The organism is Arthrobacter sp. B055-34 (genome assembly GCF_059090425.1).
The window spans coordinates 59,355-79,984 of the sequence record NZ_JBNHFQ010000003.1; the positions used below are offsets into that span (position 1 = coordinate 59,355).

The 20,630-nt window shown below is 67.2% G+C and carries 21 protein-coding genes; 12 read left to right on the top strand and 9 right to left on the bottom strand.

The features are described 5' to 3' along the window. The first annotated feature begins 3 nt into the window (after positions 1 to 3). The 3 genes from AC5RWO_RS06170 to AC5RWO_RS06180 all read left to right on the top strand — a co-directional run bounded on the left by AC5RWO_RS06170 (position 4) and on the right by AC5RWO_RS06180 (position 3,452). A complete protein-coding gene (locus tag AC5RWO_RS06170; RefSeq protein ID WP_498730192.1) occupies positions 4 to 2,148 on the top strand; it encodes a copper-translocating P-type ATPase in 2,145 nt (714 codons plus the stop codon). 106 nt (positions 2,149 to 2,254) lie between these two features. Further along, positions 2,255 to 2,725 (top strand): DUF6153 family protein, encoded by a 471-nt coding sequence (locus AC5RWO_RS06175; protein ID WP_498730193.1) that lies wholly within the window; start codon positions 2,255 to 2,257, stop codon positions 2,723 to 2,725. Positions 2,726 to 2,837: 112 nt separating this feature from the next. Next, positions 2,838 to 3,452: a DUF305 domain-containing protein gene (locus tag AC5RWO_RS06180; protein WP_498730195.1), complete on the top strand. Its 615-nt coding sequence runs from the start codon at positions 2,838 to 2,840 to the stop codon at positions 3,450 to 3,452. Between the two features lie 75 nt (positions 3,453 to 3,527). Here the strand turns inward: AC5RWO_RS06180 and AC5RWO_RS06185 are convergent, their stop codons facing one another. Both AC5RWO_RS06185 and AC5RWO_RS06190 read right to left on the bottom strand, forming a co-directional pair. Beyond that, positions 3,528 to 3,929, bottom strand: coding sequence for a hypothetical protein (locus AC5RWO_RS06185; RefSeq protein ID WP_139005126.1), 402 nt, complete (start codon positions 3,927 to 3,929; stop codon positions 3,528 to 3,530). Between the two features lie 74 nt (positions 3,930 to 4,003). Further along, positions 4,004 to 4,729, bottom strand: coding sequence for a hypothetical protein (locus tag AC5RWO_RS06190; RefSeq protein ID WP_498730197.1), 726 nt, complete (start codon positions 4,727 to 4,729; stop codon positions 4,004 to 4,006). Between the two features lie 219 nt (positions 4,730 to 4,948). Between AC5RWO_RS06190 and AC5RWO_RS06195 the strand changes: the two genes are divergently transcribed. Beyond that, on the top strand, positions 4,949 to 5,677 hold the full coding sequence (locus AC5RWO_RS06195; protein ID WP_498730199.1) for an HAD family hydrolase: 729 nt from the start codon (positions 4,949 to 4,951) through the stop codon (positions 5,675 to 5,677). A gap of 21 nt (positions 5,678 to 5,698) precedes the next feature. On the opposite strand, the gene AC5RWO_RS06200 is transcribed toward AC5RWO_RS06195, so the two are convergent. After that, a complete protein-coding gene (locus tag AC5RWO_RS06200) occupies positions 5,699 to 6,400 on the bottom strand; it encodes a TetR/AcrR family transcriptional regulator (protein WP_498730201.1) in 702 nt (233 codons plus the stop codon). Between the two features lie 140 nt (positions 6,401 to 6,540). On the opposite strand from AC5RWO_RS06200, the gene AC5RWO_RS06205 reads away from it, so the two are divergent. The 3 genes from AC5RWO_RS06205 (at position 6,541) to glsA (ending at position 9,699) form a co-directional block, all read left to right on the top strand. Further along, positions 6,541 to 7,485 (top strand): NAD-dependent epimerase/dehydratase family protein, encoded by a 945-nt coding sequence (locus tag AC5RWO_RS06205; RefSeq protein WP_498730203.1) that lies wholly within the window; start codon positions 6,541 to 6,543, stop codon positions 7,483 to 7,485. Positions 7,486 to 7,591: 106 nt separating this feature from the next. Further along, a complete protein-coding gene (locus AC5RWO_RS06210) occupies positions 7,592 to 7,864 on the top strand; it encodes a DUF3040 domain-containing protein (RefSeq protein ID WP_498730205.1) in 273 nt (90 codons plus the stop codon). A gap of 20 nt (positions 7,865 to 7,884) precedes the next feature. Then, the gene (glsA, locus tag AC5RWO_RS06215; protein ID WP_498730207.1) at positions 7,885 to 9,699 is read left to right on the top strand and encodes a glutaminase A; all 1,815 of its coding nucleotides are present in this window, start codon (positions 7,885 to 7,887) and stop codon (positions 9,697 to 9,699) included. Positions 9,700 to 9,773: 74 nt separating this feature from the next. On the opposite strand, the gene AC5RWO_RS06220 is transcribed toward glsA, so the two are convergent. Then, positions 9,774 to 10,634 (bottom strand): pullulanase X25 domain-containing protein, encoded by an 861-nt coding sequence (locus AC5RWO_RS06220; protein ID WP_498730209.1) that lies wholly within the window; start codon positions 10,632 to 10,634, stop codon positions 9,774 to 9,776. 239 nt (positions 10,635 to 10,873) lie between these two features. After that, the gene (locus AC5RWO_RS06225) at positions 10,874 to 11,377 is read right to left on the bottom strand and encodes a GNAT family N-acetyltransferase (protein WP_498730210.1); all 504 of its coding nucleotides are present in this window, start codon (positions 11,375 to 11,377) and stop codon (positions 10,874 to 10,876) included. A gap of 79 nt (positions 11,378 to 11,456) precedes the next feature. On the opposite strand from AC5RWO_RS06225, the gene AC5RWO_RS06230 reads away from it, so the two are divergent. Beyond that, on the top strand, positions 11,457 to 12,452 hold the full coding sequence (locus AC5RWO_RS06230) for an NAD-dependent epimerase/dehydratase family protein (RefSeq protein WP_498730212.1): 996 nt from the start codon (positions 11,457 to 11,459) through the stop codon (positions 12,450 to 12,452). A gap of 113 nt (positions 12,453 to 12,565) precedes the next feature. Next, positions 12,566 to 12,793: a hypothetical protein gene (locus tag AC5RWO_RS06235; protein WP_498730214.1), complete on the top strand. Its 228-nt coding sequence runs from the start codon at positions 12,566 to 12,568 to the stop codon at positions 12,791 to 12,793. Between the two features lie 56 nt (positions 12,794 to 12,849). Here the strand turns inward: AC5RWO_RS06235 and AC5RWO_RS06240 are convergent, their stop codons facing one another. Together AC5RWO_RS06240 and AC5RWO_RS06245 are read right to left on the bottom strand one after the other, a co-directional pair. Continuing rightward, positions 12,850 to 13,983, bottom strand: coding sequence for an ABC transporter ATP-binding protein (locus AC5RWO_RS06240; RefSeq protein ID WP_498730215.1), 1,134 nt, complete (start codon positions 13,981 to 13,983; stop codon positions 12,850 to 12,852). Then, the gene (locus AC5RWO_RS06245) at positions 13,984 to 15,861 is read right to left on the bottom strand and encodes an ABC transporter permease (protein ID WP_498730216.1); all 1,878 of its coding nucleotides are present in this window, start codon (positions 15,859 to 15,861) and stop codon (positions 13,984 to 13,986) included. Between the two features lie 310 nt (positions 15,862 to 16,171). On the opposite strand from AC5RWO_RS06245, the gene AC5RWO_RS06250 reads away from it, so the two are divergent. Continuing rightward, positions 16,172 to 16,462, top strand: coding sequence for a DUF3040 domain-containing protein (locus tag AC5RWO_RS06250; RefSeq protein WP_498730218.1), 291 nt, complete (start codon positions 16,172 to 16,174; stop codon positions 16,460 to 16,462). Position 16,463: 1 nt separating this feature from the next. Here AC5RWO_RS06250 and AC5RWO_RS06255 read toward each other — a convergent pair whose 3' ends face one another. Both AC5RWO_RS06255 and AC5RWO_RS06260 read right to left on the bottom strand, forming a co-directional pair. Next, positions 16,464 to 17,504, bottom strand: a complete 1,041-nt coding sequence (locus AC5RWO_RS06255) for an ABC transporter substrate-binding protein (RefSeq protein ID WP_498730220.1) — start codon at positions 17,502 to 17,504, stop codon at positions 16,464 to 16,466. Continuing rightward, a complete protein-coding gene (locus AC5RWO_RS06260) occupies positions 17,488 to 18,372 on the bottom strand; it encodes a metallophosphoesterase family protein (protein ID WP_498730222.1) in 885 nt (294 codons plus the stop codon). The genes AC5RWO_RS06255 and AC5RWO_RS06260 overlap by 17 nt, the downstream gene beginning before the upstream one ends. A gap of 184 nt (positions 18,373 to 18,556) precedes the next feature. On the opposite strand from AC5RWO_RS06260, the gene AC5RWO_RS06265 reads away from it, so the two are divergent. Further along, positions 18,557 to 20,305, top strand: a complete 1,749-nt coding sequence (locus tag AC5RWO_RS06265) for a pyruvate dehydrogenase (protein WP_498730224.1) — start codon at positions 18,557 to 18,559, stop codon at positions 20,303 to 20,305. A 65-nt stretch (positions 20,306 to 20,370) separates the two neighbouring features. Further along, a complete protein-coding gene (locus AC5RWO_RS06270; RefSeq protein ID WP_498730226.1) occupies positions 20,371 to 20,610 on the top strand; it encodes a DUF6221 family protein in 240 nt (79 codons plus the stop codon). The last annotated feature ends 20 nt before the right edge of the window (positions 20,611 to 20,630 follow it).

The following is a 20,630-nucleotide window of genomic DNA, read 5'->3' on the forward strand; positions in this document are numbered from 1 at the left end:
ACCATGAACCACGAAGACCACCGACGGCACACATCCGGAGACTATGCCGCCGGTGCGCCAGTTTCCGAAGCTGAGCACATGGACCACAACACCCATGGGCAGGCGATGCCTGAAGGCCATGCCCACTCCGCCGTAGACGAGGATCACGCCGTCCACCAGCACGGCCAGCATGCCGGGCACAGCACGGCCATGTTCAAGAACAAGTTCTGGCTCAGCCTGGCGCTGTCCGTTCCGGTGGTCTATTTCAGCCCGATGTTTGCCCACCTGCTCGGCTACCACATCCCGGAATTCCCGGGCTCAACCTGGATCCCGCCGGTCCTAGGATCGCTGATCTACGTCTATGGCGGTACACCGTTCCTCAAGGGCGGCTGGACGGAACTGCGCAGCCGGCAGCCGGGCATGATGCTGCTCATCGCGATGGCGATCACCGTCGCGTTCGTCGCGTCCTGGATCACCACGCTGGGCATCGGCAACTTCAATCTGGACTTCTGGTGGGAGCTGGCCCTGCTCGTAGTCATCATGCTGCTGGGCCACTGGATCGAAATGCGCGCCCTCGGCTCGGCCCGCGGCGCCTTGGACGCACTCGCCGAACTGCTGCCCGATGAAGCCGAACGCATCACCGAACACGGCACCGAAACGGTCAGCATCAGCGAGCTCTCCGTCAACGACGTCGTCCTGGTCCGCTCCGGCGCGCGGCTGCCCGCCGACGGCGAAATCATCGAAGGCCGGGCCGAACTCGACGAATCAATGATCACGGGTGAGTCCAAGACCGTACCGCGTGGCCCCGGCGATACCGTGGTGGCCGGAACGGTGGCAACAGACAGTGCAGTGCGCATCAGAGTGGGCGCGGTCGGCACCGACACGGCGCTGGCCGGCATCCAACGGCTGGTCGCCGAAGCGCAGGCGTCCTCCTCCAAGGCGCAGGCTCTGGCGGACAAGGCTGCGGCGTTCCTGTTCTACTTCGCCCTCGGCGCCGGCATCATCACCTTCATCGCCTGGGTACTGCTGGGCAGCCCCGACGAGGCCGTGATCCGTACCGTTACCGTCCTGGTCATCGCCTGCCCGCACGCCCTCGGCCTGGCGATCCCGCTGGTCATCGCGATCTCCACGGAACAGGCCGCCCGCGCCGGAGTCCTGATCAAGAACCGCATCGCGCTCGAGCGGATGCGCACCATCGACGTCGTACTCTTCGACAAGACCGGAACCCTGACCAAGGGACAGCCCGGGCTGACAGGCATTGCAGCAATCGAAGGAACGAACGACGACGACGTTCTGGCGCTGGCCGCAGCTGTGGAGGCTGACAGCGAGCATCCCTCCGCCCGGGCGATCGTCACCGCAGCCCGGAACCGCGGTCTCCGCGTACCGGCCGCCAGCGGGTTCGCATCGCTGACCGGCCGCGGGGTCAAAGCCGACGTCGACGACTCCGCCGTCATGGTCGGCGGACCCAACCTGATCGCGGCCGAAGGCCTGCAGGTCCCAGCGGAATTGCGGGAACAGACCCGTCCCTGGGTCGAACGCGGCGCTTCCGTGCTTCATGTGGTCCGCGGCGGACAGGTTATCGGGGCCGTCAGTCTGGAGGACGAGGTCCGCGAGGAATCCCGCCAGGCGATCACCGCCCTGCAAAGGCGGGGCATCCGGGTCGCCATGATCACTGGGGACGCACAGCAGGTCGCCGACACCGTGGCTGCCGAGCTGAATATCGACGAAGTCTTCGCCCAGGTTCTGCCGCAGGACAAGGACAAGAAAGTCGGCGAACTGCAGTCCCGCGGCCTGAAGGTGGCCATGGTCGGCGACGGCGTGAACGACTCCCCCGCACTCGCCCGCGCCGAAGTCGGCATCGCCATTGGAGCGGGAACCGACGTGGCAATGGAATCGGCCGGCGTGGTCCTGGCCGGCAACGACCCACGGGCCGTATTGTCCATGGTCGATCTGTCCCGGGCCAGCTACCGCAAGATGATCCAGAACCTCATCTGGGCCACCGGCTACAACGTCATCGCCGTTCCCCTGGCCGCGGGCGTGCTGGCTTTTGCCGGCGTCGCAATCTCCCCGGCAGTAGCAGCGATACTGATGTCGGTGTCCACCATCGTTGTAGCTCTGAACGCCCAACTGCTGCGCCGCATCAAGCTCGACCCGGCCGCGGTTCAATGACCGGTCGGCCGCGGGTACGGGTCTTGGCGGTTTCGCCCGGACCCGTACCCTTCGATACCGTTTGATGGCGGCCAGCAGTTGCGGCCGGAAGGAGAGGCAGGGAACCATGAGCTACGGCGCGGCACCCCGTCGCGGTCTGCACCTTCGCCCCACCCTGGCATTGTTTCTGGGACTGACCTCGATCATCTTCGGCATCATCGGCATGCACATCCTGAATTTCTCGCACCACGCTTCCGTACCGGCCACCTCCGGCCACTCCACGTCGGCTCCGGCAGCTCCCGTCCATGCCGCGCATCATGCGCCCGCCGCGGAGAAGGCCATCCCCTCGGCTGACACGCCCGCAGACATGCTTCCCGCCGGTGGCTGCGCCGGCGGCCCTTGCGCCGGAGACCACCATCTGATGGCTGCTGTTTGCGTGCTGATGACGATCGTGACCGGATTCGTCCTGCTGTTCGTCCCCACATGGTTCCGGGCCAGAAACAGGCCCGGCCTCCGCGCGCCACCCACAGCAGCAGGCTCCGGCGCCCCTGCGCTTCGTCCTCCTTCACTCGTCCAGCTCTCGATCAGCCGCACCTAGAATGCCTGCGCTTTCCCGCATACCGGGGAAGGCGGCGCCACCCCCGCAACTTCTGCCGGGCGGGCGCAAATGCTAGTCAGCAGTTTGAGACCACTTTCGAAGGAACCCCATCATGAAACGCTTTACCGCCATTTCGGCAACCGCCGTCGCCGCTGCCCTCTTCTTGGCCGGCTGCGGCTCGGACACCGGCTCGAACACCCCCGGAGAATCCACGGGAATGGACCACAGCACCATGTCCCACTCCCCCGCCCCTGCTTCGTCTGACGCTGGCGGCACCCACAACAGCGCCGACGCGATGTTCGCGCAGATGATGATCCCCCACCACCAACAGGCCGTGCAGATGAGCGACATCATGCTCGCCAAGGAGGATCTCGATCCGCAGATCACCCAATTGGCCGAAGACATCAAGGCCGCACAAGGCCCGGAAATCGAGAAAATGACCGGCTGGCTACAGAGCTGGGACGAACCGATGGAGATGTCCGGCGACCACGCCATGGAAGGCATGCTGAGTCCCGATGACCTGGCGGAGCTGGAGGCAGCCCAAAGCGCCGAGGCATCCCGGCTGTTCCTGACCCAGATGATCGAACACCACGAGGGCGCCATTGCCATGGCCGAAGAGGAGGCCGCCAACGGGCAAGACCCGGACGCCGTCGCCTTGGCGGAAACCATTGTGGCGGACCAGAAAGCGGAAATCGAGACGATGAACAACCTTCTCGCAGCTCTCTAGCATCTGCCTCAGCGCTGCCGAGCGGGGGACACGAGCCGCTCGGCAGCGCACCCACTGCCGCGTCGCCGGGACCAGTCAGAGCATCAGCATGACGATGAGCCCGGCTACGAAGGCCGCGACGCCGACGGCGGTGAGGATCTTGCCCAACAGCAGCAGTATCGTGCCGCGTTCCGGCGGCGGCGTGGTCCGGTAGGTCATCGGCCGGTGCGCGTCGTAATAGATCAGCACGTCGGATCCGGGCACCACGCTGCGCTCCTGTTCGACCGGCAGCCTGGCCTGCAGGAAACCATGGTGCTTGTCGAACCAGCGGAAACCGGTCCCCTCGCCGTCCATGAAGACCACGCCGTCCGCGCTGCGCCACTTCACACCCGAGTGCCGCACAATCCAGCCGGCTAGCAGGAGCAGCAGTCCCGGCACCAGCCCTACCCAGGTCAAAATTTCGGTGATCAGACCGATGGATTCCAAAGCGCTGGGCATACTTCCGATGTTATTCCAAAGTACGACGACGGGAGACCGGCTCCGTCACAAATCTCCCCTTGGCCGTGGACTACTCAGAGTGCAGGGCCCTGGTCCATCCGGTCCAGCTGCCCCGCGACGAAGCTGAGGTGTTTCCAGCCCCGCACGGCAGCGGTAGCGGTCTGGCGGTCCACGGCAACCCGCTTATTCTGCAGCACGGCCAGCAGGGTGGCATCAACCACGTCCTGCCGCAGTTCCTTGACCCAGCCGCCACGGACGGGAGGATGGACCGGCAGCCGCAGCCACTCCGTTACCACGCCGCCGAGGTACATCGCCGCCAGGATCGAGGCCACGCCGATGAGCACCAGGACCAGCAGCGGAACATCGAAGCTGACTGCGAGCACGGCCGGGCCGATCAGCAGCACAATCAGGAACAGCCGCAGGAACAAAGCTTTCGCCAGCATGCCGGCGGTCTGCCGGCGGGCGGCCACCGGGGCGAGGCGCCGGCTATAGATGGTGCGGGCCTTGTGCAGCCACTGCTTCGTGCTGCCCAACTTCTCGTTGACGATCTTCTCTGCCACGGCCAGTTCCAGCGGATTCTCGTTCCGAAGCGACACCAGCAGCGCATCATCCTCGTCTGCCCAGGACTGGTTCAGCCGGTGTTCCGCACCCGCAGCCAGATGGTGCATTCCCAGTTGCGACGCCTCACGGGCAATCGTCTCCGGGCTGCCGCCCCGCGGGAGCGCGTCCTGCTGCAGTGCCTGGTCATGATGGTCGGTGCGGATGCCATAACGCGGCGATCCGTCCTTGAGCTGGTACACAGCCGTACCTCGATCCGGTAAGTTTTGAGGGGCAGGTCCTGGGGGTGCTGCGCCGACCGGCGGGCCCCTACTGCTGTCGATGAACTACCAAGGATACTCTCCGAAACTGGGTAGTTGAAGGTTGATCGATCAAACCCTTTACCACTATTACCCGCCGTGGCGTGGCAGACTTGCCACTAGACTCGGTCACATCCACGCATCAACAGCCAGGAGGAGATTATGCCGCAGACCGACCGCAGGCTCGGCGTCCTGTTCGATGTGGACGGCACCCTGGTTGATTCGAACTACCTTCACACCATCTCGTGGTGGCACGCTTTCCGCCAGCTGGGCCGGAATGTTCCCATGGCCACCATCCACCGCGCGGTAGGCATGGGCGCGGATAAGCTGATTGCGCACGTGCTGGGCGAGGACCGGGACAAGGATCAGGACAGCCAGGCCGAAGACGCCCACGGCGCTGTTTTCTCCACCTACTGGCCGGCGCTGCGGGCGTTCGACGGCGCCAAGGACCTGCTGGAGCGCTGCTCCGGAGCCGGCCTTACCGTCGTGCTGGCGTCCTCGTCCAAACGGCGCGAACTGGACGTGCTCACAGCGGCCGTCGGGGCCAACCAGGCGGTGGCTGGCACTACCAGTTCCTCGGATGCCCAGGAGAGTAAGCCGGCGCCGGATATCTTGGCTGCGGCCCTCAAAGCGGGCGGACTGCAGGCGGCGGACGCGCTCTTCGTCGGTGACGCCGTCTGGGATGTGATGGCCGCTAGCGAACTGGGCATCCCCACCATCGGCCTGACGTGCGGCGGCACCGGCGAGGCCGAACTCCGGGACGCCGGCGCCATCGAAATCCACACGGATCCGGCGGCCTTGCTGGCGGGCTTCGAGGCCAGCGCCCTGGGCCGGCTTGCCGTGGGTGCTGCGACTGCAGGCCAACCGGTAGAACCAGGCCAAAACCCGTAAAACATCGACGGCGGCGCCCTGCTATTTGAGTCCGAGCAACCTTATGTGGACCTCCAGATGCTGCTCGAACAGTCCGGCCGGGTCGGTGAAAGTGTTCTCCCCGTACTGCCCGAAGACCTCGAAGCTGACGGCACCGAAAAGCGCGGACCAGACCATCACGCCGCGGATGACCACCGGCTCCGGAGCGGACAAATCCAGCTCAGCACGGATCCGGGCCAGATCATCGGCGAGAACCGGCTGCAGCGCTCTCTGCTCCCCTGGCTCCCCCGGCGCGATCTTGCCCGAACGATGGGCCGCTTCGATGATGTCCACCAGCGACCGGACCACCCGCGTTCCAGGGCCGGTGGTCCGTTCTGCAGGGGCACGGTAGCCCGGAACAGGGCTGCCGAACAGCAGCGCGTAGCGGGACGGTTCGCGGCTTCCCCATGCGCGTACCCCCCTGGCCAGAGCCTTGTACTGCGCAATGTAGTCCGCACCGGCTGACACGACCGCCTTATCCACCTCGTTGCCCAGCTCGTTGTAGGCATCCACGACCAGCAGGGTCAGCAGCTCGTCGCGGTTTTTGACGTACCGGTAGACCGCACTGGAGACCACGCCAAGATCGCGCGCCACAGCCCGCAGGGACAGCGCTGCGGCACCCGCGCTGGCCAGGTGCTCCCGGCCGATCCGGATAATTTCAGTGATGGTTTGTTCTCGTGCGCGCTCCCGCGGGGTACCAGCCATGCCCTCCACCTTGCCGCCGCAAGAGAGCACTGTCAACTTAAGAGAGCACAGCTCTTGACAGGACTTGGCATGGCGGCGCATGCTGGATTGAGAGAGCACTGCTCTCGGATTCTTGAAGGCTTCAGAGATGGGATAAACAAATGTCAGACCTACACATCGTCACCGGCGCCGGGCCGATTGGCTGGACCGTGGCCAAGCAACTCGCCGGACAGGGCCACCGGGTCCGCTTGCTGACCCGCTCCGGCAGTGGGCCCGAGCACCCGCTGGTGGAACGGCGGAAAGTCGATGTCTCGCAGCCGGCCGGATTCGAAGCCGCCATCGAAGGCGCCGTAGCGGTCTTCCATTGCGTCCATGCCAGCGCCTACAGCGCCAAGACGTGGGCCCGCGAGCTCCCGGCCACTGAACAAACGGTCCTTAAGGCAGCCGGGCGAGCCGGCGCCGTCGTTGTTTTCCCTGAAAGCCTTTACGCCTATGACCGGCCGCAGGACGTGATGACGGAGCGGAGTTCACGGGAGGCAGCGTCCGGCAAGCGCGGCATCCGCGCGCAACTGATTCAGGCGCGGGCGGCGTCGGAGACGCCGACCGTGAGCATGGTGGCCTCGGATTACTTCGGCCCGCGGGCGCTCAATGCCCACGCCGGCGAGCGCTTGGTGCCTGCAGTCCTGGCGGGCAGGACCATTCGGGTGATGGGGAACCCGGACACACCGCATTCCTTCACCTACGTGCCCGACCTCGCCGCGGCAATGATCGCGGCCGCATATAGCCTGGCGGCCTGGAACTCGGTGCTGCATGCGCCCACCGGACCGGCGGTGACGCAGCGGAGCATGGCGGCGGCCTTTGCCCGCGCCGCCGGAGTAGCAGCGCCGAAGGTAGGTTCGATTCCGGGCTGGGTGGTGCGCGCCGCGGGTCTGCTGTCGGCGGATGCCCGCGAACTGGCGGAGATGCTCTACCAGTTCGAGGAGCCGTTCGTCATGGACTCGTCCTGCACACAGGCGCTGCTGGGGCTGACTCCTACTCCGCTCGCCACGGCAGCGGAAGAAACCGTGCGGTGGTGGCAGGGCGAACATGCCGCTGCCCTGCGGTAAATCCGGCCGCACCTGCCGCTAAACGGCAACCGGTACGTATACTGATGGTCCGCCGCCGAAGAGCGGAGGCCGTCCCGCTGACATCATCCAGTTTGAGGAGCCGTCCATGCCCCTGTCCGATGAGGAGAGAAAGCGGCTGGCCGAACTGGAACAGCAGCTGGAATCCGAAGATCCCAGGCTCGCGGCCTCGCTGTCGGGCAAGGGCCGCCAGCCGGGAGGCGGCTGGAAAATGAGCTTCGGCGCCAAGCTCATGCTGGTCGGAGCCGTGCTCCTGCTGTTCAGCATTTCAACGAACATCTCGGTGCTGTCCGTGATCGGCCTGGTCATGCTGCTCGCGGGGATGTTCCGGATGGCCACGGACTGGATCCGTCGGAACTGAACCGCTAGTAGGGTAGCCCCATGGAGTCTCCCATCCAGATCTACCTGCAGCGCATCCACGACGAACTGTCCGGGCTCAAGGACGGCACGGCCGACAGCGTCCTTAGCTCCCTCTCCGGAACGGATCCGGACAGCTTCGGCATCTGCCTGGCCACTGCGGATGGCCACACCTACGAAGCCGGTGATACGCGTCAGGAGTTCACCATCCAGTCCATCTCGAAACCGTTCACCTATGGTCTGGCCCTGGCGGATCTCGGACTGGAATCCGTGGATGAAAAGATCGACGTCGAGCCTTCCGGAGAGGCCTACAACGAGATCTCGCTGGCCGAAGGCAGCGGCCGGCCTGCCAACGCCATGATCAATGCCGGAGCGATCACGTCGGCCTCCCTCGTGAAGGGCCGCGGGGGCCAGACCCGGTTCCAGCGGATCCACAAGACCTTCTCCGCCTTCGCCGGCAGGAAACTGGGCTTCGACGACCGCATCTTCGCCAACGAATTGAAGCACGGTCACCGCAACCGCGCCCTGGCCCACCTGCTGCGCTCGTTCGACATTATCGGAGGCGACCCGGAACTCGCGCTGGAGGATCATTTCCGCGCCTGCGCGGTCAAGGTCAACTGCCGCGACCTTGCGGTCATGGCAACCACATTGGCCAACAACGGGTGCAATCCGATCAGCGGAGAGCAGGTGCTGGACATCCGCAGCGTCGAACGCGTCCTCTCGGTCATGACCACCTGCGGCATGTATGACGACACCGGATCGTGGATCAGCACTGTGGGCATGCCCGCGAAATCCGGCGTCTCCGGCGGTGTCCTCGCGGTGCTGCCCGGCCAAATCGGGCTGGCCGTATTTTCGCCGCCGCTGGACGGGCATGGCACCAGCGTTCGCGGCACCGCGGCCGCCAGACGGATTTCGCAGGATATGGAATTGCATTTCGTCCGCGCTGCCCGCACCGGCCGATCCGCCATCCACTCCAGCTATGACATCTCCGCCGCTCCCTCCGCGATCCGCCGCAACGATGAGGCGGCTGAAATCCTCCGGAAGCACGGCCACCGTGCGCGCGTCACCGAGCTCAATGGGGATCTGCTCTTCGCCGGGAGCGAGTCCATGGTCCGCGAACTGACCACTTTGGAACAGGACGTTGAACTGGTCGTTCTGGACGTCCGCCGGGTAGACGAAGCGGCCGGGGTCGCCCTGCGGCTGCTTTCGGAAGTACGCGCCGGCTTTGCCCGGGAGGGACGCGAGCTGGCGTTGATCGATACCCACGGAACTTTGACGCAGGCCTTCCAGGAGGCGGACCGCGAGGTGCCCTCCTTCGCCACCCGGACAGCCGCCGTCGAGTGGTCCGAAAACCAGCTCATCAGCAAGTACGGCGACGAGCTGAGCCTGCCCGACAAGGTGGCCGCGACGGACAGCCCCGCGCTGTCTCCGCTCAGCGAAGAGGACGCCAACGCGGTGCATGCATGGATGGAGCCTAAAAATTACGACGACGGCGACCTGATCCGGCGTCGTAATCAGCCCTTCGGGGGAATCTACTTCATTGTCTCGGGCAGGGTAAGCACCAGCGTGCCGGGTCCTGATGGCCGGCGGATGACGCTGACAACGCTCTCCGCCGGCATGACCTTCGGCGAACTGGCCCTGGGCAGCGGCAACCGGCAGGAGACGACCATTCGAGCCGAAGGTCCCGTGCAGCTGATGCTGCTCAGCCCCGGCTCACTGCGTGATCTCCAGGCCGAGGACCCGCGGCTAGCCGCCGAGCTGTGGAAGGCGCTCACGCGTGATGCCTATGTCCGGGAAGACCAGTACCTGCGTGGGACTGCGGTGCGCTTCAGGGACTGAAACGCACCGCAGTCCCAGCGGACGGCAATGGAGTTGGACCCGCCGGGCCTGATGACCCGCCGGCCCTGATACCGCTAGACGCGGCTGACGTCCCGGGTCTTGTGGTCATAGTGGAAGGTCAGGGCGCCGCCGTCGTGCTGGAACTCGTGGTTGGCTCCGTCGCGGACGCCGAACGCGCCGTAGTTCTCTTCCCAGGACCGGTCCAGCGCGACCTTGTAGGTGTAGTAGCCGGCAGGCAGTTCGGCGCTCAGCTTCCAGAGCGAATCTGTCTGATCCAGTTCCATCTGGACCTCGTCAAAATGCGGCTGCCAGTTTTCCGGTGCACCGAGCTTGGTGCTGAAGTCGCCGGCGATGGCCACGGCTGCAGGCTGCCCAATGGTATCCACGTCGGCGGCCGGCACTGCGGGCCCGGAAGGAGCGGCAGGTTCGGCGGGAGCTGCGGGTTCGGTTGCGGCCGGCGCTGCAGGCTCAGCGGCTGCGGCAGCAGCCTTCTTCGCGCGAGGCTTACGGCCCCCAGCCGACTTGGATTCCTCGACCTGCGCCACCGCAGACTTCGATCCGGAGGTCTTCGCGGCCGCCGCTGCGACAGCCGGAACCGGCGAGCCGTTCTGCAGTGCCTCAGTCAGGGATTCAGCATCCGGGAAAGCGGCCGCGGCGCGCAGCCCCTCGTCCGTCAGCACCCAGCCGCCGCGCTTCTTGACCAGCCAGCCGGCCTTGACCAGCTTGCTGGTGGCTGTTGTCAGGGACTTGTGCCCGCGCGGGACTCCCCCCGCGAGCAGCTCGCTTTCGGCATCGTTCAAGGGCAACTGCTTAATGGCCTGCGCCAGGACCGCGCTGCCGCCCATGGCGGCCTCGCCGGAGGCAGCCGCCTCCGCCAGTGTGTCCAGGACAATTTTCAGCCGCAGGTTAGTACGGTCGGCAGGATGTGTGCTCATTATGGTTTTTCCCCATCGTCGATCGCTTACTTGCAGTTTGGCATGACGGTGATGCCGAAAGGATAAGTTAAAGGTTAATTCCTCATGACTTAACGGTTTGTGACACCGCTCTCCCCAATCCGCAATGATGTTACCTGTGTCCTACCCGGATTCGGAACACGGCGCGCCGGTTCAGCTTTCGTCGCGGAAGTGCAGGACGGGTTTAAGGACCGAGCCTTCCTTGGCCGCCTGCGCAGCGGTCAAAGTTTCTTGAAGTACCTTGCGATCGGCAGCTGCACGAACCCGGACCGTTCATAGGAGCGGCGTGCGGGCGCGTGTCCCGGGTCGCCCCCGGTTTCCACCATGGCCAGGACCATGCCGTTCTGCTTCATCCAAGAGAGCGCGAAACCGGTCAGCGCCGTCCCGATCCCGCGGCGCTGGTGGGCAGGATCGACAGCAATCATGTAGATCTCACCCATACTGTCTTCGCGGTGGAGCTGCACGGCAACGAAACCCGCGACCTGCCCGTCGGCCTCGGAAACCCAGACCTCCATATCGGCGGAACTGCAGGCCTGCTCAACGGCCCGCCGCTGGTCTTCGCGCCAATCGGTGTGCATCAGGGCGAAGATGCCCGAGTTGCCCAGAACTCTTTCCAGGGAGGCGAAGACCGGCGCCCACGCACGCAAGGACAGGGCGACAACCGGTTCCAGGTCCGCTTCGCCGAAGGGCCGCACCACCGGCTCCTGCCCGGAATGTCCGTCCATCCCTCAATGGTAGGCAGCCCGGAGTTCACCGTCAGTGAATCCGGCACCTTACGGCGGTGATCGGGGGTTGCATAAAACCATGAGGATCCTGGTGCTCGGCGGTACGGCATGGCTCGGCGGACAGATAACGACGGCGGCGCTGCGGCGCGGCCACGACGTCACCACTTTGGCGCGGGGCAAGTCTGGGCCGGTGCCGGACGGCGCGGCCTTCCTCCAAACCGACCGGGACTGGCCGGACGCCTACGGTGCCGTCAGGCGGCAGTCCTGGGACGCCGTCGTCGACGTGTCGCGCCAGCCCGGCCAGGTGCGGCGGGCGGCGGAAGCCCTCGCCAACTGCGCGGACCGGTACATCTTCGTCTCCTCCTGCAGCGTTTATGCGGACCACGCTGTCCCGGGCGCCGATGAATCTGTCCAGCTGCTTCCGGCCCTCGAGGCGGACGTCATGGAGTCGATGGAGACCTATGGGGAGGCCAAGGCTGCCTGCGAGCAGCACGTGCTGGAGGCCTTCGGCCCCTGCCGGACACTCATCGCCCGGGCCGGTCTGATCGCCGGTCCCGGTGATGTCTCCGACCGCACCGGCTACTGGCCGCTGCGCTTCGCCCGTCCGGCGGCCCCTGACGGCAGCGTGCTAGTGCCCGATTCACCGGAGCTGGCAACGCAGGTGATCGATGTCCGGGACCTGGCGGCCTGGCTCGTCCGGGCGGCGGAGCACAAGGTCAGCGGTACGTTCAACGCTGTCGGGGACCCGATGATGCTGCCGGCGCATCTGGAGCTTGCCCGCCGGGCCGCGGGCCACACCGGTCCGGTGGTTTCCGTCGCGCCGCACTGGCTGGCCGATGCGGGGGTCAACTACTGGTCCGGCGAGCGCTCCCTGCCGTTGTGGCTGCCGATGCCCGAGTACGCAGGTTTCGCGTCCCGGGACAACCGCGCCGCCGTGGCAGCCGGGCTGAAGCTGCGGCCGCTGTCGAAAACACTGGCGGACGTGCTGGACTGGGAGCAGGCGGCTGGCCCGGACCGCCCACGTAAGGCCGGGCTGACCGTCCAGGACGAGCGCGAGCTTCTCGCCGCGATCTAACGGTCCGCCGCAGGGCGGGGCCAGTGCCAGGCAGCGCCGCTAGGGCAAGAGCCATTGTGGCGTCAGGATCCCGGTTGTACGCTGGCAGCACGCCGCGCAGAAGGGGCATCGTCATGACCATTCCACAGCCACCGCCGGAACCGGATCCGGATCCCACCTCGCCGCACCCGTCAGAGCCCGGCAGGCCGAACGAGCCCGAGCCGGATCCGATGACGCCGGATCCGTTCCCGAATCCATTGCCCGGCCCCGAGCCGGACAACCCGCCGGAACCGCCGCCACCGGGCCCCGGCCCGCTGCCGATTCCGGAACCCGGACCGGTCATCCCACCGCGCGAGCCCTAAGCAGGGCCAGCCCGGCCGGCCCGCCGGCAGGATGGATGCGACGCGGCCGGTTTTTCTCAGGCAGCTGCGCGCTGCCGTAGGACACCGGTTGTCCTGCCGGCCGCGCCCGATTCGGCCGGCGGATAGACGTGCACGCGCCTGATCACGGGCCTGACCATGTCCCCGGCACGCGGCACCCAGTCGGACACGTGGGCGCGCAGGGGCACGCCGTTCCAGTCGGCCAGCACGTCGAAGCCGTGCTGCCCGTACAGCGCCGAGGTGACCACGGCGCCGTCGTTAGTTGCTGAGGACAGCTTCTCCAGCCGCACGTCGGACGGACAGACCGCAGCTTCGGCCCGCCGGTTGACCGCGGACAGCGCGTGGGCCGCGGAGAATCCGACCAGCCGGAGCCTGTCCGCCGGGATCGCCGCCCCCACGGCCTGCAGCACCAGGAAGCGGCTGCCCAGGGTCGACTCGAAGACGGTGGCGTCCGAGACGAAGGAGGCGACGAAGGCCGTGCTGGGCCGCCGCAGCAGCTGGGCCGGCGTGTCCACCTGCTCGATCCGCCCGGCGTTGAGCACCGCCACCTTGTCCGCGAGCGCCAGAGCCTCGGCCCGGTCATGCGTGACGTGGATGGCGGTCAGCGACTGCTCGCGGGTCAGCGATTTCAGCTCCAGCCGGAGCCGGGCGCGCAGCGGCTCATCGAGCGAGGACAGCGCCTCGTCCAGCAGCAGCGCCCGCGGTGCCGCGACGATGGCGCGGGCCAGGGCCACCCGCTGGCGCTGCCCGCCGGAGAGGGCGGCGGGATTTCGCGCGCCCAGCTCCCCCAGCCCCACCTGGTCCAGCACGGCCTGCACCCGTCGGGCGGCCTCGGCCCGCGGCACGCCGGCCAGCTTCAACGGATACCCTACGTTGCGGGCCACGGACCAGTGCGGCCAGATGGCATGGTTCTGGAACACCATGCCCAGCTTCCGCCGCTCCGGCGGCAGCCACGCGCCGCCGCCCGCCACGGTTTCCCCGCCGATCCGCAGCGATCCCGCCTCGGGCCGCAGGAAGCCGGCGATGCTGCGCAGCAAGGTGGTTTTCCCGGAACCGGACGGACCCAGCAGCGCCAGGAACTCGCCGTCGTTCGCGTGGAGGTTGATGTCGGCCAGGGCCACGTGGCCGTTGGCGTAGACGTGGCGCAGGCCGGAAATCTCGATCGCTGGCATTTAGGTCCTCTTGCTTGTTGCGGTTGTGTCGGGCAGCCGGCGCGCGCCGGTGAGGCCGGCGGCCAGGGACAGGCCGGCCACGCCGACCAGGGTCACGAGCAGCGCCAGCGCGGAGGCCGAGTTGTAGTCGCCGGCCTGCTGCAGGTTGAAGATCACCACGCCCAGGGTCTGCGTGCCCGGGGCCACCAGCAGGATCGAGATGGTCAGCTCGCGCACGGCGGTCAGGAGAACGACGACGGCGCCGGTCAGCGCAGCGGGGGCGGCCAGCCTGCCGGCCACATCGGCCAGCGCCCGCACCGGGGAGGCCCCCGAGATGCGAGCCGCCTCCTCCAGCGCGGCGGGCACGGACTGCAACGGCGCGCGCACGGACTGGACCACGATGGCCAGGAACGCCATCACGTAGGCGCCGAGAATGACCCACGGCGTGTTGAAAATCCCCAGCGCCGGGGCGATGAGCAGCCAGGCCACGGCAATGACCAGCCCTGGCAGTGCCTGCGGCAGCATCGCGGTCAGATCCAGCGCCGTGTTGTTGCGGTGCCTGGTCCGCGCCAGCAGCGCGCCGATAGCCAAACCGAGCACGCCGCAGACCAGCGCGGCCCCGCCGGCCAGCAGCACTGAATTGGCGATCCCGGCGGCGGCACCGCGCGAGGTGACCGCGTTGGCGATGTTCGCCAGCGTGATGTTCGCCCAGGTCAGCGGAACGCCCGGGGCGGGCAGCAGCGCCTGGGACGCCAACGCGAGCAGCGGCAGCACGCACATGGCCAGCGCCGCCAGCCACAGCCCGGCGGCGGCCGCGTCGCGGAACCGGCCGAGCTCCAGCGGCAGCGTCGCCGGGGAGCCGGTTTCGAGTTCGGAACCGGAGGGCAGCCGGCGCTGGAGCAGCACCGTCACCAGTGCCAGCAGCAACAGCACGACGCCGATGGCCGCCACCGCAGGCAGCGGGTTGCCGATGGTGCCGGAGGCCAGGTAGCGGTAGACCAGCGTGGTCAAGGTGGTGTAGCGCTCGGGCAGGCCGATCAGCGCGGGGATGCCGAAGTCGGATAGGTTTGCCACGAACGTCAGTACGAAAGCGGCCAGCAGGCCCGGTCGCAGCAGCGGCAGCGTCACGTGCAGCAGCGTCCGCCTCTGGGAGGCGCCGCCGATCCGCGCGGCTTCCTCCAGGCTGCCGGGCACCCGTTTGAGCGCCGCGGCGATGACCAGGTAGGCCATCGGGTAGGAATGGACGGCCAGCAGCAGCACCACACCCCAGCCGCCGAAAACGCTGACCACCGGCCCGCCGCTGCCGGTGGCGCCCTGGAGGAACAGGTTGACGGGGCCGCCGGGAGCCAGCAGCGCCATCCACGCCATCGCCCCGATGAACGGCGGAATCAGGAACGGCAGCAGGAACACCCAGCGCAGCGCGGTCCGGCCGGGCACATTGCTGCGCTCCAGCACAATTGCGAGCAGGGCGCCGAACGCCGTGGCCAGCGCCGCGGAGCCGGCGGCGGAGGCCACCGAATTCACCGCCGCCTCGAGGACGTCCGCGTCGCCCAGGACGGCCAGGTTCTCCGCACGCAGCCCCATCACGGTGACGGCGGCCAGCGGCAGCAGCACCAGCAAGGTCAGTGCGCTCCACACCACGAGCCGGAGCGCGCCCAGACCGTCTGGCCGCTTCGGTCCGCGCCGGCCGGCACCGTCGTGATGGTGCCGCTGGCCCACTGCCGGGCGGGACGCCGTTGCAGCCGGATAGGTCGGGAGGGCAGCCGGACGAGCCGACGGCGCAGGTTGGTGAGCCGACGGCGCGGGCTGAGTGCCGCCGTCGTGCGTGGAATGCGGAGCGGGCACGGCCAAAGACTCGGGCGGAGCGTTCAGGGTTTGTTCGGACAGATGGTTGCTCAAAGACGGTGCGGACCTTCCCGATCCCGCGGCTGCCGGATCACTGGCTATCAATCTAAGCGGAGCCAGTTGTCGGGAAGGTGAACGGCGGCCTGCATCCGAACCAATTACGCGCAAGCATCGTCCTCCGCATGGGCTTTGAAGCAGACCGGCCTGTCACGGTTCGGCAACGTCACGCCGTCGTTATTCCCGCACCGGCTCCGGCGTGATAACGATTGCGTCCGATCCGGATCCTCGAGGCAGAAGTCCTGCCTCTTTCCGCCCAACAGCGGTAAATTTGTAGTACGTCGGCACGGTCTCGAGGAGGCGCGAAATGTCATTATCCGATGAGGAACAACAACGGCTGGACAAGCTTGGGCATCAGCTGGAAGAAGATGATCCACGCCTGGCCAAATCCCTCTCCGGCAAGGGGGTCCTCGTCTTCGGGCACCGAATCGGCACCGGGGCATTGATGGCGTTGGCCGGAGCGCTGTTGCTGCTGGCCGGCATTGCCGGCAACTCCCTGCTGCTGGCGATGGTGGGTGTCATCGCGTTCGCGGGCGGGCTGCTGGTCTCAGGAACGGACTGGTTCCGGGGGCACGTTCACCACGGCCCCCAGGACTAGCTCAGTCCAGCAGTGAGTTGAACTTCTCCACCGCGGCGTCCTGGCCGGCGGCGATCTTTTTCAGGTCCGGGTTGATCAGCTTCAGCTCGGACAGTTCCGGCGCGCCCGCGGGCACGCCCACGTCCCCGCGCACCGGGACGTAGGACTGCTCGACGGCGAGCTTCTGGCCTTCCTGCGAGATCAGGAAGTCGATGAAATCATTTGCCGCCGTGGGATTTCCGGCGTCGGTGAAAATACCGGCCGGCTGGGAGACGTAGGGAACGCCGTCGGTGGGATAGTTCAGTGCGACGGGCGAACCCTTCTCGGCCAGTTCGCGCGCCACATAATCAACGACGACGCCGATGGATGCCGTTCCGCTGGCCACGGCCTGGCCGACCGGGCCGTTGGATTCGAGCACTGTCGGTTGGTTGGCCATCAGCTTGGTCAGCCACTTCTCGCCCAGGGCCTCTTCTTCGAGCCAGACCGCAGTGTTGAAGGCCGCGGCCCCGGAGACATCCGGATTGGGCATGGCGATCTTGCCCTTGAACTCGGGATCGGCCAGCTCCGCCCAGCTTTCCGGCGCGGCATCAAAGAGTCCGGTGTTATAGGCGATGACGGTGGGAATGATGCGGGTCCCCACGTAGAAGCCCTCGGCGTCGACCACGTCCTGGTTCAGCTCACCGGCATTCTCGAGGTCCAGTTCCTGCAGATCGCCTTCGGCCACGTAGCCCTCGAACGTCGGCACGTCCGCGGCCAGGATGACGTCCGCCCGAATTTCACCGGTCTGCTTCTCGGTGGCGATGCGGGTCTTCAGCTCGCCGGTCCCGGCTCGGAAAACCTCTACCTCAACGTTAGGGTTCACCTCGTTGTAGGCGGCGATGATTCCGTCAATCTTGGCTTGCGGCTCCGAGGTATAGACGGTCAGCGTGCCGGACGGCCCGCCGGCCGCGGCGTTGCCGGTCTGGCCGGACTGGCCGGACTGGTCTTCGGCGGAGCCGCCGCACGCGGTCAGCAGGGCCAGCGGCGCAAGGGCCAGGGCGAGGTACTTAGAGCGGTGACGCAATGGGTTCTCCTTGAACGGACGGCAGGCCGAGCGCCTGCGCTGACGGGTTGCCGGCCATTCCGGCCGGCATTCCAGCGCCCACCAACACGGGGGCTGCGCTGAAAGAATCGGGGCGCAGCCGGATCACCGAGATCCAGCTCGAATCACCGGTGTCCGCGGATCCGGGCGGCGGCGGGTTGTAGGCGACGGCAGGGCCGATCCACACGGGAACCGAGCCGAGCAGGCCGGATTGGGCGTGGTGGTAGTGGCCGCAGAGGATCCCGCGGACATCGGTCCCCGCGATGACCGAGCGCAGCAGCTCGGGAGCAGCGAGCCCGCGGCCGGCCAGCAGCGGCAGCGTCGATTCGACCGGCGGGTGGTGCAGCGCCACCACCGTTCCCTGCGTTGCCGGCGTGGCCAGCTCATCCCGCAGCCAGTCCAGCTGCTCCGCCGACAGGATGCCCGCGGGCCGGCCCGGATCGTCCGAATCCAGCGTGATGATCCGCAGCCCGCCCAGAAAATGCACCGTCTCGCCCGGCCCCGGCCCGTTCGCAGCCCGGCCGCGGTTGAACAGCCCGGCCTGGCGCACCGGCACGTCATGGTTGCCCGGCAGCGTGATCACAGGGCAGCCCAGTTGCGCGGCGGCGTGGTCCAGCAGGCGCGCGGCGTCGTCGTAAATATCGCTGCAGCAATCCGCAAGGTCACCGGTCACCACGACGGCGTCCGGCCGGAACAGCTCGGCGTCCTTGAGCGCCGCCAGGGTCAGCGCCCAGGTGTCGATCCGGCCGAACAGCAGCTCCGGATCCGGCCGCAGGTGGGTGTCCGTGAGCTGCACCAGGGTGAAGCTGCTTTGCGCGGCCGGCAGCTCACGCCAAGCGGGTTGTTCCACGCACTCCCCCGGTCTGCCTCGTTTGAATCCTGCAACCACGATCAAACACGCACCCGTTTACGCGATGGTGAACGCCTGGAGTCCGGCAGGCCAACGCAGGTCCAACCCGGCGTCCCCGGCAGCGGCAACTCGGCTATATTGGCCGGAACAGGTAACACCCTCCAACCTTCAGGAGCGTTCCGCCATGGCCCAGGAAGTCGCAGCCCAGCTCATCGACCAACTCCGCGCCGCGGGAGTCCGCCGGATCTACGGGATTGTCGGCGACAGCCTCAACCCGATTGTGGACGCCGTCCGGCAGACCGGCGGGGCGGCCAAGGGCGGCATCGACTGGATCCACGTCCGCCACGAGGAAGCGGCGGCTTTCGCCGCGGCGGCCGAAGCCCAGCTGACCGGGCAACTGGCGGTGTGCGCCGGCTCCTGCGGGCCGGGCAACCTCCACCTCATTAACGGGCTGTACGACGCCAACCGCTCCGGCGCGCCGGTGCTGGCGATCGCCTCGCATATTCCCAGCAAGCAGATCGGCACCGGCTATTTCCAGGAAACCCATCCCGACCGGCTCTTCAACGAATGCTCGGTCTACTCGGAAATGGTCAGCACGGCCGAGCAGGCCCCGCGGGTCACGCAGAGCGCCATCCGGCATGCCCTCGGCAGGCGGGGCGTCGCCGTCGTGACCTTGCCCGGCGACATCGCCAGCCTGGAGGCGGTGGCACAGACGCCGCTGTGCACCCCGTTCCTGCCCGCCACGGTGGTGCCGGCTGAGGAAAGCGTCAAGCAGCTCGCGGACGCGATTAACGACGCCGGCAAGGTCGCCATTTTCGCCGGTGCCGGCGTGGAAGGCGCGCATGATGAAGTGGTGGCCCTGGCCGAGCTGATCGGCGCGCCGATCGGGCATTCGCTGCGCGGCAAGGACTTCATCCAGTACGACAATCCGTACGACATCGGCATGACCGGCCTGCTGGGCTACGGTGCCGCGGCCGAGGGCATCGAGGATGCGGACCTGCTGATCCTGCTGGGCACCGACTTCCCGTACGACCAGTTCCTGCCGGACACCCGCACCGCCCAGGTGGACCGGGTACCGGAGCATCTGGGCCGGAGGACGGATGTGGACATCGCGATCCACGGCGACGTGCTGCCGACGCTGGCGGCCCTGTTGCCGCTGCTCAAACGCAAGAAGAGCCGCCGCTTCCTGGACCAGATGCTCAAGAAGCACGACAAGCTGATGAACAAGGCCGTCGGCGCCTATACCCGGCGCGCCGACAAGATCAAACCCATCCACCCCGAGTATGCCGCCTCCCTGCTGGACCAGGTCGCCGCCGAGGACGCTATCTTCACCGCGGACACGGGGATGTGCAATGTCTGGACCGCCCGCTACATCACGCCGCGCGGCACCCGGCGGCTGATCGGCTCCTACCTGCACGGCTCCATGGCCAACGCCCTCCCCCACGCCATCGGCGCGCAACTGGCCTACCCCGAACGCCAGGTCATCTCCGTGTCCGGCGACGGCGGCTTGTCCATGCTGCTGGGCGAACTGGTCACCGCGGCGGCTTACCGGTTGCCGCTGAACGTCGTCGTCTTCAACAATTCCACCCTCGGCATGGTGAAGCTGGAGATGCTCGTGGACGGGCTGCCGGACTTCGGCGTCGACGTTCCGGACACCAACTACGCGGCCATCGCCCAGGCCATGGGCTTCCACGCCGTCCGCGTCGCCGATCCGGCCGGCATCGAGAAGGCCTACCGGGACGCCTTCGCCCACCCGGGCCCGTCGCTGGTGGAACTCATTACCGATCCGAAAGCGCTATCCCTGCCGCCGAAGATCACCGGGACCCAGGTCTTCGGCTTCGCCACGGCGATGTCCAAGATTGTGCTGAACAAGGGCGCGGGCGAAGCGGTCAGCATGGCACGGAGCAACCTGCGCAACATCCCGCGCAGCTGACCGCGGACAGGACGGATTTTCGGCTGCACCAGCCGTCGCGGGCCACGGCGGCGTACGGTGTGGGTATGGAGGACATCGTTGAATTCCTGCTGGCGAGGATCGCCGAGGACGAGTCCAACCTGCACTCCTGGTGGAACACTGCATCCGTCCCGGTGCTGGACCGGGCCCTGGCCGAGTGCGAGGCCAAGCGCCGGATGATCGATCAGCTGCAGCGCCTTGACACCGGCGACCGCCGGCCGATGCTGCTGATCATGGCCGTGCCTTACGCCGGGCATCCCGCGTACCGGGATGAGTGGCGACTGTAGGTCCGGCAAACCACGTCCGA